General features: G+C 43.2%; 14 protein-coding genes. 6 read left to right on the forward strand and 8 right to left on the reverse strand.

The features are described 5' to 3' along the window. The first annotated feature begins 155 nt into the window (after positions 1–155). The 6 genes from QYC40_RS00430 (at position 156) to QYC40_RS00455 (ending at position 9,084) form a co-directional block, all read left to right on the forward strand. Positions 156–890 (forward strand): GDSL-type esterase/lipase family protein, encoded by a 735-nt coding sequence (locus QYC40_RS00430; RefSeq protein ID WP_301991784.1) that lies wholly within the window; start codon positions 156–158, stop codon positions 888–890. 147 nt (positions 891–1,037) lie between these two features. Beyond that, positions 1,038–2,198, forward strand: coding sequence for a Pycsar system effector family protein (locus QYC40_RS00435; RefSeq protein ID WP_301991785.1), 1,161 nt, complete (start codon positions 1,038–1,040; stop codon positions 2,196–2,198). 1 nt (position 2,199) lies between these two features. Then, on the forward strand, positions 2,200–3,063 hold the full coding sequence (locus QYC40_RS00440; protein WP_301991786.1) for an SdiA-regulated domain-containing protein: 864 nt from the start codon (positions 2,200–2,202) through the stop codon (positions 3,061–3,063). Beyond that, positions 3,063–4,142, forward strand: a complete 1,080-nt coding sequence (locus QYC40_RS00445) for a metallophosphoesterase (protein WP_301991787.1) — start codon at positions 3,063–3,065, stop codon at positions 4,140–4,142. The genes QYC40_RS00440 and QYC40_RS00445 overlap by 1 nt, the downstream gene beginning before the upstream one ends. 20 nt (positions 4,143–4,162) lie before the next feature. Further along, complete coding sequence (locus QYC40_RS00450; RefSeq protein ID WP_301991788.1) at positions 4,163–6,484, forward strand: GAF domain-containing protein; 2,322 nt, start codon at positions 4,163–4,165, stop codon at positions 6,482–6,484. A 56-nt stretch (positions 6,485–6,540) separates the two neighbouring features. Then, positions 6,541–9,084: a BamA/TamA family outer membrane protein gene (locus tag QYC40_RS00455; protein ID WP_301991789.1), complete on the forward strand. Its 2,544-nt coding sequence runs from the start codon at positions 6,541–6,543 to the stop codon at positions 9,082–9,084. Between the two features lie 50 nt (positions 9,085–9,134). On the opposite strand, the gene QYC40_RS00460 is transcribed toward QYC40_RS00455, so the two are convergent. Genes QYC40_RS00460 through QYC40_RS00495 form a run of 8 tightly spaced genes read right to left on the reverse strand, consistent with a single transcriptional unit; the run spans position 9,135 to position 16,510 of the window. Then, positions 9,135–10,181, reverse strand: coding sequence for a carbohydrate kinase family protein (locus QYC40_RS00460; protein WP_301991790.1), 1,047 nt, complete (start codon positions 10,179–10,181; stop codon positions 9,135–9,137). Positions 10,182–10,190: 9 nt separating this feature from the next. Beyond that, the gene (locus QYC40_RS00465) at positions 10,191–11,342 is read right to left on the reverse strand and encodes a Gfo/Idh/MocA family protein (RefSeq protein WP_301991791.1); all 1,152 of its coding nucleotides are present in this window, start codon (positions 11,340–11,342) and stop codon (positions 10,191–10,193) included. Continuing rightward, positions 11,339–12,178: a class I fructose-bisphosphate aldolase gene (locus tag QYC40_RS00470; protein WP_301991792.1), complete on the reverse strand. Its 840-nt coding sequence runs from the start codon at positions 12,176–12,178 to the stop codon at positions 11,339–11,341. Before QYC40_RS00470 ends, QYC40_RS00465 begins: the two co-directional genes overlap by 4 nt. 33 nt (positions 12,179–12,211) lie before the next feature. Next, the gene (locus QYC40_RS00475) at positions 12,212–12,976 is read right to left on the reverse strand and encodes a PIG-L deacetylase family protein (protein ID WP_301991793.1); all 765 of its coding nucleotides are present in this window, start codon (positions 12,974–12,976) and stop codon (positions 12,212–12,214) included. 7 nt (positions 12,977–12,983) lie between these two features. Continuing rightward, positions 12,984–13,913, reverse strand: coding sequence for a hypothetical protein (locus QYC40_RS00480; RefSeq protein WP_301991794.1), 930 nt, complete (start codon positions 13,911–13,913; stop codon positions 12,984–12,986). Between the two features lie 53 nt (positions 13,914–13,966). Next, on the reverse strand, positions 13,967–15,049 hold the full coding sequence (locus QYC40_RS00485) for a Gfo/Idh/MocA family protein (RefSeq protein ID WP_301991795.1): 1,083 nt from the start codon (positions 15,047–15,049) through the stop codon (positions 13,967–13,969). Positions 15,050–15,064: 15 nt separating this feature from the next. After that, entirely contained in the window at positions 15,065–15,664 is a 600-nt protein-coding gene (locus QYC40_RS00490; RefSeq protein ID WP_301991796.1) for a DUF1080 domain-containing protein, read from the reverse strand. An 18-nt stretch (positions 15,665–15,682) separates the two neighbouring features. Continuing rightward, positions 15,683–16,510, reverse strand: a complete 828-nt coding sequence (locus QYC40_RS00495) for a DUF1080 domain-containing protein (RefSeq protein ID WP_301991797.1) — start codon at positions 16,508–16,510, stop codon at positions 15,683–15,685. Positions 16,511–16,590 lie beyond the last annotated feature (80 nt).

Genomic DNA, 16,590 nt, shown 5'->3' on the forward strand with positions numbered 1-16,590 from the left:
AACACTTTAACGAAAATAATTAAAACAATTGAAAACAACAGCGTTTAGATAGCTTTTCTAATCGATTATTCCATAAGCCAGAAATTATTTATAACTTCCCCTTAGCTACTTTTGCCGCGTGGACTAACATAATCAACCTTTTGACCTTTACTCAGATGAAAAATTTACTATACGCTTTGGCTATTATAATTATTTGCCTGTTCAATTCTTGTCGCGCTCAATATCAAGTGCTGAACAAGGGTGTAGCAGGTAATAATTCATCCGATTTGTTGGCTCGTGTGGATAAAGACGTGGTAGCCAATAAACCAGATTTAGTGCTGTTAGTGGTCGGAACCAACGATATGATCAATTCCGGCAAGTTCAATAGCTTAGAGAAGTATTTTGAAAACCTTCGTAGCATCATCGAAAAGATAAGAACGGGGAATCCAAAAGTCCAGATCGTTGTTTCGAGCATTCTACCTGTGGAAGAGGCCTATCTATTTAAGCGGCACGACCCTAGCAAATTTCCAATAAAACCTAATGATAAAATCGATGCGCTGAATGCAGAGTTGAAAGATTTTGCCGCTGCCGAGCAGCTCGGATTCATCCCCTTAAATGAAGAGTTCAAAAAGTATGGCACTGACTACAGGACAAAACAATCTTTATTGGTGAACAGTAGGAATTATTCGGTAGACGATGGTGTTCATCCGACAGCTCAGGGTTATGAAATCATCGGAAAGTATTTTGCTCAGCAATTGAAGGAAAAGAGATTGTTGAAAAGGAAGATGCTTATTTTGTGTTTCGGAGATAGTATCACCTATGGTGCGTTTATAGAAGGAAAAGGGACTGCCGAGGGGAACACCTATCCTGCTGTTCTGCTGCGGAGTTTAAATGGGGGGAAGTACAGATAAATTTCTTTTAAGAAACTATCCCTTAGTTTTTAAGCAAAAACCACAATTACAATTGCTTATTATTGGTCATTTTTAGGGTTCAATACACTTAAAACAAATAATCTCAGTATTTTAGACCCCTAATAGTCAAGCGATAAAAGTATTGATATGGATTACGAGTCTTTATTACTCAAAACACGGGATCATATAGGCAAATTAACCAGCGAGCAAGGCGGTAAATATTGTTTTCATAATGCCCTTCACACGAACGATGTTGTAGAAGCTACCGAGGAAATGGCAGCACATTATCAACTCAATAATCAGGATCGTTTTATTGTTACTTGCGCGGCTTACTTTCATGATATCGGTTATCTTTTTGGAGGTGCACAGGATCATGAAGCCCGAGGTGCAGCATGTGCCGAGGAATTCTTGAAGTCCGAGGAAGTTGACGAAAATGTTATCGCGAAAGTGAAGGGATGTATCGTTGCGACGAAGATGCCACAGTCACCCAGAACACTTTTGGAGCAGATCCTTTGCGATGCGGATCTCTTCCACTTGGGAAGCGCGGCGTTTGATGAACGCAATAAACTGATGCATCAGGAAGCCGAACAATTCAATCAGGCGAAAATTGATAAAAACGACTGGCGTAAGAAGACCATTAAATTGATGCAGCAGCATCAATATCATACGGAATATGCACAGCAAAAATTAAACGAAGGCAAACGCATCAACGTAGATGCTCAGCTGAAAAAGCAGAAGAAAAATGAATCGAAAGCTGAGGTAGAGAGCGACAAGCTTAAGAAACCAGAGCGTGGAATCGAAACCATGTTTCGAATTACCTCCGCGAATAGCCAACGTCTAAGCGATATGGCAGATAACAAATCGAATATACTGTTAACTGTAAATTCAATTATTCTTTCGATTATCGTTGCTGTGTTGTTGAAAGCATTAGACAGTAACCCACATTTGATTGTGCCGACCGTTTCTTTAATGGCCTGCTCGGTGACAACAATGGTCCTTGCCATCTTAGCGACCATTCCTAAAATTCCAAATGGACATTTTACACAGCAAGATGTGTCAAATAAAACCGTCAACTTGTTATTCTTTGGCAATTTCTATAAAACACGATTCGACGAGTACCAAGGTGCGATGAACAAAGCAATGGACGATAAAGACTTCCTTTACGGAATGTTGACTAAGGATGTCTATTCCCAAGGGGTTGTTTTAGGGCGGAAATATAAATTATTACGATATGCTTACGGTGTGTTTATGCTAGGGCTTATCGTCTCATTTGCTGCTTTTTGTGTGGCAATTTTAATTGCGAAATAGTATGAAATTAGAGTTAGTCTTCAGCATGATGCTATTCTCGGGACTGGCCTCATGTCAGTCTCCCACAAAGAATAATACGCAGCAGGCGACAGAAAAACAGGAAGTCGCCGGCCTCAAAGCCGACAAAACCTATGTGCTTCCAAAGAAGTTAAATGAGATATCGGGCATTACTTTTTTGCCAGCCGACAGCCAAATACTTTATGCTATTCAGGATGAAAGTGGGATCGTGTATTCATACAATCTCACGGATGAGAAGATCACGTCAGAATATGTATTTGCAGACGCTGGCGATTATGAAGAAATTACCACCGATGGACGATTCTTTTTTGTACTTCGCAGCGATGGAGCAATCTACAGCTTTCCGGTCGACCTACAGGCGGCAAAGACCGAAGTGCAAATTTTTGAAGGACAGCTAGGGAAAGGCGAATACGAATCAATGTCTTATGATTCAGAAAGTAAGGCACTATATGTCTTGTGCAAAACATGTAGCCTCGATAAAGGAAATCCAGCTGTTTCCGGATATATTGTGAATGTGGATGCTTCAGGAAAACTGAGCCTGAAAGAAAACTTCCAGATTAATCTGGATGCGGTTGCTGCTTTAGACGGTAAATCTGTCAAATCGTTAAAACCATCCTCGATCAGCAAAAGAAGCAGTAGCAATGAATGGTACGTGCTATCATCCATTGATAAACTCTTATTGATTACCGATGATACGTTTCAGCCGAAAAAAGTGATCAGGTTTGAAAAGAAACAATTTGAACAGCCTGAAGGAATCACATTCGACAAGGAAAATCGCATGTTTATCAGCAGCGAAAAAAATAAGGCCAAGAATGCTTTGCTATTTCAATACAATAAGCAACCCTAATGCGTAGGATACTATTTTTATTTTTCATTTTTATCAGTTTTTACAGCTTTGCGCAAGAGCTGGAACACCGACTTATTGTTTTTGGTGATGCCGGAGAGATTAACAATAAGCAAACTTTTTTGATCGAAAAATCGCATGCATTAAAGGTAGCTGATAAGACGACGGCTTTCTTTGTAGGAGATAATATCTATGAGTTTGGGATGGCTTTGTCTGCACCGGAGAACATTGAAACCGCAAAGATCCTGCAATCTCAATACGAGGGGTTTAGGAAAATCGATGTACCGGTTTATTTTCTGGCGGGAAATCACGATTGGGATAAATCAAAAAAAGACGGGCTAGCGAAACTGAAAGCGCAGGAGCAATTTATTTTAGACCAAAAGGATCCTGGATTAAAGTTTATTCCTAAGGCTGGTACAATTGGCCCGGAGGCTATCCATGTCAGCGAGCGACTAACGATAATTACCTATGATAGCGAGTACTGGCTATTTCCACATCATGGACGTAGCATAGAGCAAGACAAAGATGATTTCATCGCTGCGCTAGGCAGCTTGCTTGAGGAACATAAGGACAAACGCGTTATTCTTATATCGCATCACCCTATGCTTACCTTTGGCGAGCATGCCTTAAAGTACACTTGGCGCGACCACCTCTTTCCATTGACACGTCTTTGGAAGGGTGCTTATTTGCCCTTGCCCGGTTTAGGATCATTGTATCCTCTTTTTCGCTCAACAGCCCTAGCCTCCCCGGAAGATATCAAACATCCCTTATATGCCGACCTTATTGAACGAGTTACCGAGGTTGGAAAGGTTCATCCAAACTTAATATTTGTCTCTGGACATGATCATGGATTGCAATACATTGATAAGGAAGGTATGCATCAGGTCGTGAGCGGATCGGGCGCTAAAACTTCAGAAATACGCAAGGATAAAGCCTTAAAATTCAGATATAACAAACAGGGATTTAGTGTGATAGACTGTCTAGATAACGGCGATTTGCGGATACAGTTTTATATTGACGAACCGCAAGACTCCTTGACAAAAGCGTTTGAGGCCGAAGTACCATTTCAATTAACACATTAAAAGCACCACGATAAAGCAATATGTTAATCAAAACTAGGCGCATTGATAGCAATGTGCTTCCAGCAGAAGGACTAGAGGAATCGCTGTCACTGTGGCCATTCCTTAATCACTTGCAAAAAACACTGGCCGAGCAAGAGGAAGGGATGCTGGTGCCTAAGATTGCGAGTGAACTTCTTTTGGAAAAGATAAAACAATCAGGGGATATTACGGAAGATAACCTTGCTTCCTATAAGGAACTCCTGGAAAGCTTATACCACCTCGCAAAAGGTGTTTCTAAGAAAAAGAATCAGCAATGGGCATTGGGTTTTCCTGTGCCCGATAAAGTGTTTTTCGGCACCCAAGACTTTTACGATTTAATCGATGAGGATTTTCAACGCGTTGAATCAACGAATAGCAATAGCTTCTTGGATGTGGAATTTGTCAATAAACAGCTTTATCTATTAATATTAGAACGCTTTTACGATATTCCCGCGATACATAGTAAATTACGTTTTGTAAAAAGAAACGGTCAATTTAACCGATATTACGAGTTGGAAATAGACTATTCCTATGTCGATATCCAACCGAAGGCGGAACTCCCTAAGCTCAACTTGAGGTCTATAAAGAATAAAGATTCGCTGACATTTAAGGATATTCAACCTATACTCAAAGCATTTGATATTTCTCAGTTTTCTTTCACAGGTTTCACAATATGCTCTTTTGTAGATTGCCATGAAGCCTTCGTTGCTGAGCAGCTACAATCCCTTATAAACAATATCAGTATTTATACAGGGGCGGATGGGCTCAACCTGCTGAACAATATATTGGCAAACATCGTCAATTTCGAAGGCGTCAAGTCGTCCTTTTATCCGATCCTGAAACTCAATGGAATCCCCGTGCTTTCTTCGGATATGGCTAAGGATAGTATGCTATTGGGCGATTCCGTATTTTACGACAAAGAAATTATGCAAGGTGGACTAATGAAATACTTAGACGAACCTTACATCCTGTCGTTTGGTGTGGAAGAAGGTGTCGAATCGCGGTCTTCCGAGCTGAAACGAAGTTTGCAAAGAACCGGATTAACCTCTTATATCTGCTTCCCTTTAATTCACAATAATGGTCTGGTGGGAATTTTCGAGCTCTACACTAGAGATGAAACTCGTTTAAATCGCAATATGCTCATTCAGGTACGTTCGTTTTACGCGCTTTTAGCACAATTAGCATACGATATTGTGTTATCCTTTAAAAGTGAGCTCAACAATGTTATTCTTCATAAATATACGTCACTTCAGCCTGCTGTAGAATGGAAATTCAATCAGGTTGCTGCAGAATATTTAGGCGAGGTTATTCACCAAAGCTTGGAACCGGAACTTGAAAAGATCGTATTCAACAGAGTGTATCCATTCTATGCTGCGGTCGATGTGAAAGACTCCAGTATTTTGCGCAATAAATCCTATAGAGAAGACATTCTGCAGCGCGTCAATTTTGTAGCCAGTCTGATCGACCGGATGAAAGATAGAGGCGTATTGTCTGTTGATAAAACATTCGTCGAGCGGTTTGATGAGGTCAATGATTGGGCGAATGGTTCCAATTTGGAGCACTATCTATTGGATATTCTGTCTTTCTTTCAAGAAGATGTTCCGAACTTTTTAGACAAACTCGAAAAAGCAGAGCCGTCAATTAAAGCTTCTCTGGCTCAATGCCGCAGTAAATTGCAGTATAGCTATGAAGACATGAATTCGAGCAACGAGTCTTTTGAGCGTTCGCTGCAAAAGATAAATCAGGTAGTTAAAGCGGAAATGAACATTTTCAACGCACAGGTTCAGGAAATATTCCCGTCTTATTTTGAGACGTTCCGTACGGACGGTGTGGAGTATGACCTATACGTTGGGCAATCTATTTCTCCCAGGAGTATTTTCAAAATGAGTATGTTAAATCAGATCCGTAAGGAGCAGATTATTAGCATTGCAAAGATTGGCCAGAAAACCCATCGGTTAAAAACATCACTCAGCATTCCCTTAGAGACCACCCAATTGATCTTTATCCATCCGAATCCTATTGATATTAGCTTTCGAGAGGATGAGCGTAGGTTTGACGTGGAAGGATCTTATAACATCAGGTATCAGATTATTAAGAAACGCATAGACAAAGCCTTGATTCTAAATACAACGGAGCGTTTAGTACAGCCAGGCCATATTGCTGTAGTCTACAGCAGAAGTCAAATCGCACGCGAACTTCGTGTTTGTTTGCAGGAAGTTGCTCATATGGGATTGATTGAACCACATATTGAGGAGGTGCAATTAGAGAACCTTCAGGGCGTAAGCGATCTGAAAGCGATGCGCGTGAAAATAGTATTAAAGTAAATTTATAAGACTACAGGATAATGGCAGCACTCAGGCTTGTATCTATCAAAAATTTAATGGTTATATGTCTCCTGTTGGGCGTATTGAAAAGTAATGCGCAACAGGCTGATAGCATAACGACAGTTATCGCGTCGGAATATGATCAAGTAGGCGCGGTGCATCGCTTTTGGTTAGGCGATAGCTATCGTAAGCTTTATAATACGCCAGTAAAAATGCGCATCATGGATCTGTCGAAAGAAAGAGGCGGCCTAAAAATAGTGAAACTCGGCGGGGGGATGCAAACACAATCCTTGCGCTTGGCTGATCCTAACGGTGTGGAGTGGGTGCTACGCTCTATACAAAAATATCCAGAGCGCAGCTTGCCGGAAAGCCTTCGAAAAACCATCGCCAAAGACATCGTGCAAGACCAGATCGCCATTGCGCATCCTTTCGGAGCACTTACGGTTCCAACATTTAATCGAGCACTTGAGATTCCACATTCAGCACCGGAATTAGTGTATGTAGCGGACGATCCAGGATTAGGTGAATATCAACCAATCTTTAAAAATAGACCTTACATGTTCGAGGCGAGAATGCCTTTTGAAAATGAAAAAACAGACAATACGGCGAAAGTTATTGAAAAACTGTTGGAAGATAATGATACGAAAGTAGATCAGAAGCTAACGGCCAGAGCGCGGCTCTTAGACTTTGTGTTGGGCGATTGGGATCGACATGAGGACAACTGGCGCTGGGATCCCGAGAAAGAGAAAGGTAAGAAAACCTACAGTCCGGTTCCTCGAGATCGTGATAAGGTTTACTATAAAACGTCAGGTGTTTTCCCGATCCTACTTTCATATCAGTGGCTAAAGGCTAATGTACAGCCCTTTAGTCCACATATCCGCAACGTCGCACATTGGAATTTTAATGCGCGCCACTTCGACCGTTTCTTCATTAATCATTTAGATCGCGAGGGATGGCAGGAGCAAGTGAAGCAGATTCAACAGGTGATGACGGACTCTTTGATTCATCAAGCCATGCTGCAGATGCCGGATACGATTGTGAAGTTAAGTGCTGCAGAGTTAGAGACTAATATCCGCTCGCGTCGCGATCACCTGGCTAGCACCGTCGATGAATATTACATGTCCCTAGCCAAGGTTGTGGACATCCCGTTATCTGCGAAACGCGAGTTTATCGATGTCGACTACAACAAGGACGGCAGTATCACTGTAGATGTGCATAACAAGAAGAAAGATGGGACGGAGGGAGCCAGAATCATGAAACGACGCTTCTTACCTTCGGAAACCAAAGAGATAAGAATTTACGGTATTGCCGGTGAAGATGAATATAAGGTTCATGGTAGTGGGAAATCGCCTATTAAAATGCGCTTAATCGGTGGAAAGTCACACGATATCTTCGCTGCTGGCGATAGTTTTGGCAAAGGTAACCAGCTTTATATCTATGATAATAAAGCTGACACAGCGAATAACTTTGACAATATGCGCATGGCGAAGTTTCGTTTGAAAAAGGATACAACTGTAAATGCTTATCAGTACGACAATTTTGTTTATGACCGCCAGGGAGTTTTAGTCAATCTCAATTATGGTGTGGATAGAGGGCTTATTTTCGGTCTTGGATACCTCATCGAAAATCAAGGATTTCGTAAAAGCCCTTACGCCTATCGACATGAGTTTTTGGCGAATTACCTAACAGGACGTCAATCTTTTATATTGGAATATAAGGGTGATGTTAAAAAACTTGTAGGGGAACAGGACTTGCAGATTCATCTGCGTGCTTTAGGCCCCTTCAATCAAAGTAACTTCTTCGGATATGGTAATAACACCGTCTATCTAAAAGATGAAAAGCATGAGATTTCTTTTTACAGGAACCGATATGATTACGTTAATGCAGATATATTCCTAGGATACGAACTGGTAAAAAATGCGCGCATATTCTATGGGTCCACGTCTGAATTGTACCACAGTAAGGCCGATAAGAATGAAGAACATTTCTTTAATGAGTTTAATCAGACCAATCCAGAGGAAGCTATTTTTGGAACAAAATTCTTTACCGGGCTAGCGGCTGGCTTTGATTTTGACACACGCGATAATAAGGTGAATGCGAAGAAGGGTTTGCGTCTATTCACACGGTTTGATTGGAAAGCAGAGCTAGGAGGTCAAGAAAGGAATTTTACAGCTTTAGAGAGCTCCCTAAGCCTTTATAAAACAGTTTTCAACGACTATCTGACGCTTGCAAACCGCACTGGGATGCAAACTGTATTTGGCGATCCATACTTCTATCAACATGCGCAGATCGGAGGAGAAATGAGTCTGCGCGGATTCAACTCCCAACGCTTTACCGGAAAAACTGCTTTATACAATAATCTGGATGCGCGTTTGAAGTTGGCGAACTTTAGTTCTTACTTACTCCCGGGAACAGTCGGCTTGATTGGTTTCTATGATATTGGTCGAGTTTGGATGCCCAACGAGCAGTCCGACAGCTGGCATATGGGTGCCGGAGGCGGGGTCTATTTTATGCCTGGCGACCTGATGACTATTCAAGCAACGGTAGGAGCTAGTAAAGAAGCCGTGTTGCCTTATATCCGCATTGGGCTTTCTTTCTAAAACTAGAAAGCTAGGACTTTAAAAAGATTGGAGAGAAACAGCTTTATGATCTATTTTAAAGCGCGGTAGCCAAATTGCTCAGCGAGCGACAAGCATGCCTGTACTTCTAATACTCCATCAGAACAGGTCACATGTGTCAGACTAGCTGCCGCCGCACATACACCGAGCTTAAGACTGTCTTCCATTGGCCACGCTTCATGGATTCCATAAAGGATGGCTGCGGCCAAGGCATCACCTGCACCATTACTTCCGACGATTTGTTCTGGCTTTAGCTTAACGCTAGGCTGGAATAATCGAGCCCCCTCTCGATGTGCTGCATATACACCTGCGGGGTAATGAATAATGATCCATTGATTGATACCAAGCTCAAACAGATAATTACAAACCTCCATACATTGAGCTCGCATTTGCTGCGGCTCTTCAATATTCATTAAGTTGATTCCGGAAAGCTTGCTCGCTTCAAATTCATTCAGAAAGAGGTAATCCACATAAGGTAGCGAGCTTGGAACGACAGATTGGAAGCGGTCGGAATCTTCACTTACCAAATCTATAGAGGTATTAAAACCGGCATTTTTCGCCTTCTCTAATAGGTGGGAAGCATCTGTGCGGCCATCTTCTCTTATTTCATCTAGTTTATCCAACAAGAGCAAATAACCCAGATGAAAGATTCGCGCATTGGACTTCTTAAAATCGAAATGTTTTGGAGAAAGTTGTGCACTTGCACCTCGATGATGAAAGAAAGTGCGTTTGCCCGTTGGTTTTACAGATACGACGGTGGTATAGGAGGTGGACACATTGGGTATCATGGCAATTTGTTGGGTATCTATGCCGATCTGTTTACAATGGTCGACAATGCGGATACCGTGGAAGTCATTGCCTACGAGTCCCAGTCCTTCCAAGGGAAAGTTTGCTCCGAGTTGTCTCAAGTCCGTCAGGATATTGTAGGCCGAACCACCATTGCTGATGTACTCATCCAGGATGTTGACGAGCGATTGTTCTTCCGGAAACTTATCGATTACTTTTACCTCGTCCAGAATCCAACTTCCGGCAGCAAGTATACCCGATCTTGTTTTTTTATCCATCATATCTGTTTTCATTGCGCAGACTTAGTTTACTGCGACTTCCTGAGCTAATAGAACTGTTTTATTGTTTGTATGTGATTCCAAGGCTGCTGCGAAGACCTCATGACTTTCAATGGCTTCCTCTAGGGTTACACAGCCAAATCTCCCGGCCAATTCTCCTTCGCGTTCCGCGAAGTATGCCGCAAGCATTTGTTGAAAAACATCAGGAAATCCAGGTTCAAAGATTCCGCCCGTAACGGTTGGAAATGGCACCTCAAACCCAAGATCAACGCGTTGCCAGGATTGCTCTTTACCTCCGTTCCAATTATAGGTCCAAAGTGCTTTTACATCTTTTGTGCTATAGCGAATACCACCTTCCGTTCCTAGCACTTCAATAAACCAGGTATTGGTTTCTCCTGGCGCAAGGCGTTTCATTTCTAAGGACATTGGAATAGTTTCTCCGTTTTCCATCTGCACGCGTGTGCTCAGCGTTGCATTGTTCCAGGTGTCTGCATTTGCCATCCCGCCTTTGCCATCGGGTCTTTCGGTGATAATTTTCTGTAAATGGGCATACAGTGATTGTGGTTTCCAACCCAATCTGAGGGGAATATGGAGCGCATGTATGCCCAGGTCGCCCATTACACCAATTTCACCACAATAAGCAGATTGTCGCTTCCAGTTGATGGGTTTGTTAGGGTTCATGTCGCTGGCATGGAGAAAACCAGCTTTAATCTCTATAATTCTTCCTAATCGTCCCGATTTTACTTCGGCGACGACGCGTTGAGGTCCAGGAAAAAACGGCATTTCAGAGCTGCATCGCGCAAACCGACCTTGTTGGTTGGCGACTTCCGCAATTCTTCTCGCTGCGGCAAGATCAATCCCGAAAGGCTTTTCGCCTAATAGATCTTTTCCCGCCTGCAGGATGTCGATGTACAGCGATTCGTGCATATGATGGGGTACAGCGATGTAAACCACGTCGACCAGGTCGCTATGGATAAGCTCCTTGTAGTCCGTCGTTAAGAGCGAGACGCTACTTATCTGCTTGTACCAGCTTAAAGCCTGTTGATCAATATCACATACTGCGGTCAATTGAACCTGAACAGGAAAATCTTTCAAAGCAAACCATCTTCCAAATGCACTGGCGGCCTCTTTGCCCATTAAGCCTCCGCCGATAATACCGACATTTACCGTTTTCATATTCCGTCTTTTAATAAGCTAATAACATCTTCTGGTTTTGCGCCATGGTGTACTATTTCCATTAACGCGCGAGTCATCCCTGCGGGATTAGCATGCTGTATCACATTTCTTCCGTAGACAATTCCACAGACGCCTTGTTGCATCAGTTGATACGTACGTTCTAAAATTTCCTGATCGCTAGCTTTTCCACCGCCGCGCACAAGAACCGGAATATCACCCGCTACTTCGACCACCTTGTGATAGACTGATACATCGTCCGTAGGGTCGGCTTTGATAATATCAGCACCTAGTTCTACGCCCTGACGCACTAATGGGATTATTTTTTCCGGATCGCCATTGACCATATAACCGCCAGCCTCGCTATTCGGACGAAATACCAAAGGCTCTACCATTAACGGCATCCCGTAGCGCTCGGCTTCGGGTTTAATCTTCAATATATTTTGTATACACTGGTCGGTCACTTCGGGTTCATCGGGGATGCTAAATAAGTTGACCACTACACAGGTCGCATCTAAGCGAAGGGCTTGTTCGACCGGGTTTTCGATCATCCTGCTAAATAGGCTGCGCGGAAGTTGTTTTCCATAAACATTGGCCACATCCGTTCTCAACACTAAGGATGGTTTATGCCGACCCGGAATTCTTTGTAAGTAGTTTGCCTGACCCACAGTAAGCTGTATTGCGTCGGGCGCAGCATCCACTAGTACTTCAACGGCTTTTTCTACATCTTCAATTCCATTGAGGAAAGCATATTCATTAAAAAAGCCATGATCTATAGCGACGTCAAAGCAGTTGCCCGACTCGTTGTTAAATAGTCGATTTAAGCGATATAATTTCATGTGTCTAGGTTAGTATTTTATCCAATTTGTTTTTTAACGCTCATGGACTAAGTCACCGAGCTCCTCTTTTAAGATGTTGTTCTGCGGATAGGCATGGCCCAAATGCTGTCTAAATCCCTCACCATAACTTGCGTTTATTTCTTTTCCTCGTTTTTCCCCGAAGCTCCTCATCGCGATAATGTATTCATCCATTCCATGATGATCACGAAGCCAGTTTCTTTGGGAGGCATGGCAAGCCAGCATAGCTTCTTTAAGTTGAATCTTGGACGAGATATCCACGATCATACCGGGCTCAACGGGTTTTCCAAAGCGGTCTTTTCCTTCCATCGCATCTACATAGTAGAGATGCGGAGTGTAGAAATAGGGTTCTAGGCCTTCCGTTTCAATATTCATGATGCCAGCACTAAAGCAGGCTGTCTGAATAATCTTACTGGTCATTTCATGGTCAACCATGTAGCAGGATGGACTCATGGTAATAACCACACTCGGCTTGGTTTTACGAATCAAAGCTATGGCTTTGACGATAGTTTCTCTGTCGTACATGACAAATACATCGTCGCATTCCAAGCAATGATAGTCTGCATCCAGCATGGCAGCGGCATCTGCTGCTTCTTGCTTTCGAATCTTGCTTATTTCTGCTCTTGAATGTACTGTCGTACCACAGTCTCCCGGTGTCATAGTCGCCATCACAACATTCCAACCCTTGTCTTTCAAGAGCGCTAAAGTCCCTGCGCAACTGATTTCTGCGTCATCAGGATGTGATACAATGGCTAATACTGTTTTATTTGTGTTCGTCATAATCAGCTTAGTGCATTTCGGTCGTTACGGATTTAATTGCCGGACGGTAGTAATGAAATTCTACGTTCGGGTGATCGGCTAAAAGCGACATTGGAACCGCGGTATCTACAATTCCTTTGGATATCATAAAAGGTGTCAGACGCATGCCGAAAGCATTGTCATGATTTCCGGCCTGCCAAATGGATACACGCTCGGCTTTCCAAGTTTCAACAGGTCCAACCGTCGTAGCCTGCTGCGGTACACCAACGACATAGCCGCCTCCGGAAGTTCTTGCATTCTGCATCAAGGTAATAGGATGGAGGTCGACGATTCTTGCACTTAGGTTTCTATATTCTTCTACCGTCGGCGGGTTATCTGCATATTTGCCGCTCCGTTGTAATGGATCATTGAATGCCCAGTGTTTGGCATCGCCTTGCCCACCTTGCATCGTCACACAGCGAAACTCATCAAAGCTTTGGGTATATTCTGCTAAGTTGGATGCCAGCGGATAATGTATATTTTCATCCGGCATGCGCAACTCTGGTTTGATATGGTTGAATAGCATATCGTTATTTGCTTTCACGAAGGATAAGGGATGTGTAGCAGGAACTTCTGCTCCGTTTTCATACCATTCATCCATTCCCCAGAAGTGACAGTTTTTTAGGGATATATTCAAGCTGTTTACCAGCTGAGCAACTAATGGTAGCTGTTCGGTCGGCCCAATAGGACCGCAAATGCCCGCAGGAGCGGAAGCGGTGGCTTGTTGCCAGGCTTCTATATATTGCAAGGCCTCCGCCAGGTAAAAAGACTCCAGTGTATCATGAAAAATGACTTTAAACCCCGGTCTGGAAAGCTGTAAAATATCTTCTGCCGTCAATTGTGCTGCATCGCGCATAATCTGTTCATCGATGGTCGTATAATCCCACCAGCCCTCGGCCAACATGCTCTTTTTTCTCATTTCTCTTCTTTTGATTTAGGAAATTATGTTTGATTGAACTTGCATTCTCATTGTTATAGGCGAACAACCTGCCCAGTCTTCACCGATTCATCAGCCGCAAAAGCTATTCTTAAGCTATTTACGGCATCTTCCATATGATCGCTCAGGTCGATGTCTTCTTGTATCGCTTTTAAGAAATAGGCCTGCTCGCGATCGCATAAGCCTTGATGATCCGGCTCATCGGTCAGGTCGAGCCACTCGTCTTCCTTAGCGAACTTTTCGTTCTCATCCAGCGCCGAATGATGGCGTAAGATGGATTCCGTCTTGGTATGTGCTTCGATGGATCCTGACTTGCCTGTACCGCCCGCTTCTTTAGCAACGATAGATACCGAACCTTTCGGACCAACCACGTCTTTTACGAAGAAAGCTGTTTCGGATACCATCGGTCCCCATCCTGCCTCGTACCAACCTACCGAACCATCTTCGAATCGAATCTGAAGGTTGCCATAGTTATAATTATCTGCCGGGATTTCATCTGTCAGTCTGGCCCCGATAGCATACACTTGCGTCGGTTTAGACCGAGTCATCTGACACATGACGTCGATATAATGTACGCCGCAGTCTACAATAGGACTTAAGCTTGCCATCAGGTTTCGGTGCAAGGTCCACATCGCTGTATCGCTTTGTTGGTTCAGGTTCATGCGCATCACTAAGGGCTTGCCAAGGTCTCCTGACATCTCGACAAACTTGATCCAGGAAGGATGATGTCTTAGAATATAGCCCACCACCAGTTTCTTTCCGGTCTTTAGGGCTACTTCCTGAACATGTTCTGCGCCTTTTACAGAACTTGCAATTGGCTTTTCTACAAAGACATGTGCTCCAGCCTCCATAGATTTTACCGCATATTCCTCATGCGTATCCGGATAAGTAGATATACAGACCGCATCGGGTTTGGTTGCCGCTAATGCTGTTTCAAAGTCATCAAATAATGGATAGACATTGCCCATTTTCTCGTTCAGGACCTCTTTGCTTTTCCCTCGGGATACAATGCCGCATATTTCAAATCCATCCATTTTATGGTATGCCCAAGCATGTGAGGCGCCCATGTTGCCACATCCTACGACCAGCACACGTACTTTATTGTTTTCCTTTTCCATAGCTTGATTCGCCTTTTATAGTTCTTTAATACAGATGTCTCTCCATCTCACTTTAATGCCACCACCGTCGTGGATTTGAAGCGCAATAAAGCCTTTGGCCTGGCCGATCTTCTCATCGTCTAATTGCACCATTTGCTTGCCATTCAACCAGGTCGTTATCATATTTCCCTTGGCTAAAATTTTCATGGTATTCCAACCGTCCGGGCTTAATGCTTTTTGAGCCTCGTCTGTAGGCTTGATTAACCATCCTCGACCGTAGGATTCATAGATACCACCGGTATGTAATCCTGGCGGCGCTACTTCCACTTGCCAACCTTTTATTTTTACGCCCTCGATGTCCGAGCGGATAAATACACCCGAATTTCCATTGGCTTCCAGTTTGAACTGAACGGATAGTTCAAAGTCTTTGTATGGACTATTTGTTGATAAATAACCATAACCTTTATCTGGCCCGCTTTCACAAACAAGCTCTTTATTTTCCACATACCATTTCTCGGTACCATGAATCGTCCAACCGCTAAGGTCTTTGCCATTAAAGAGTTGCTTACATTGTGCCATCGATTGGTTGCTTAAGAGCAAAAAGGCCAGGCTGAGCACGGAAAGTATTGTTTTCATATCATTGTTTTTTTAGGTTTATTTCTTGGCCGCTTTCAATGGAATCATATCGAGTCTGCGAACAAACATTTCTGCGCCTTCCGACTGTACTTGAATCTTTCCTTTTGAAGGTCTCACGTTGATTGCTTGGTTTACGAGTTTTCCATTCACGTAGATATCAATTTTATCGCCTTCAACTACACATTCCAATTTGTTCCATTCACCTACAGGTTTGTCCACGTCCTTCGCGCCACGGAAGCCTAAAACATCTTTCCAGTTCGGGTCTCTTCCCCACCAGTTGATGCGCCCTTTGTTGACTGTCACGAGTTCCCCGCCCTTTTGATAAACAGGTGTCGTACCGTGACGTTCTTTGGCAACAGGACTGGTAATCGAGAAGGCATCCGTACCATCTCCCACAACAATAAAGTCGCCGACACCGCCTTCAATAATATTACATTCAATAGAACGCATCCAGATACCGGAATAACCGCCATCTTCACCCACGGAGTGAAATAGCAGCCCATTATCCCGTGCAGCATTTTTACGGCTACCAAAGGTCATATCTCCCCATTTGAACTCCATAATGAGTTTGTAATTCTCGTATTCTTCATCGGTGGTAATACAGCCCCATTCTTCTCCGGAGATACGTAAAATCCCATCATTGATGGTGAATACTCCTTTGGGGTCTTGATTTCTGCCGCGATCCTGGATAAAGATATACCAGCCATCAAGATTCTTCTTGTTGAACAATTGAATGGTTTTCGGTTTGGGCTTTTCGCCATCGGTATCTTTCTTAGGATCTGTGTGGGCTAATGCCGTCGAACTGAGCATTATAAATAGACAGGCTATTCCGAATAATTTTCTCATAATTTAGCTCCTTATGTATGATTAGTATTTCAGTTTAAGTGATACATCCTGGAGCATTTTAACGCTCCAAGATGTAAAAA

It is taken from the genome of Sphingobacterium sp. BN32 (assembly GCF_030503615.1).
Classification (GTDB): Bacteria; Bacteroidota; Bacteroidia; order Sphingobacteriales; family Sphingobacteriaceae; genus Sphingobacterium.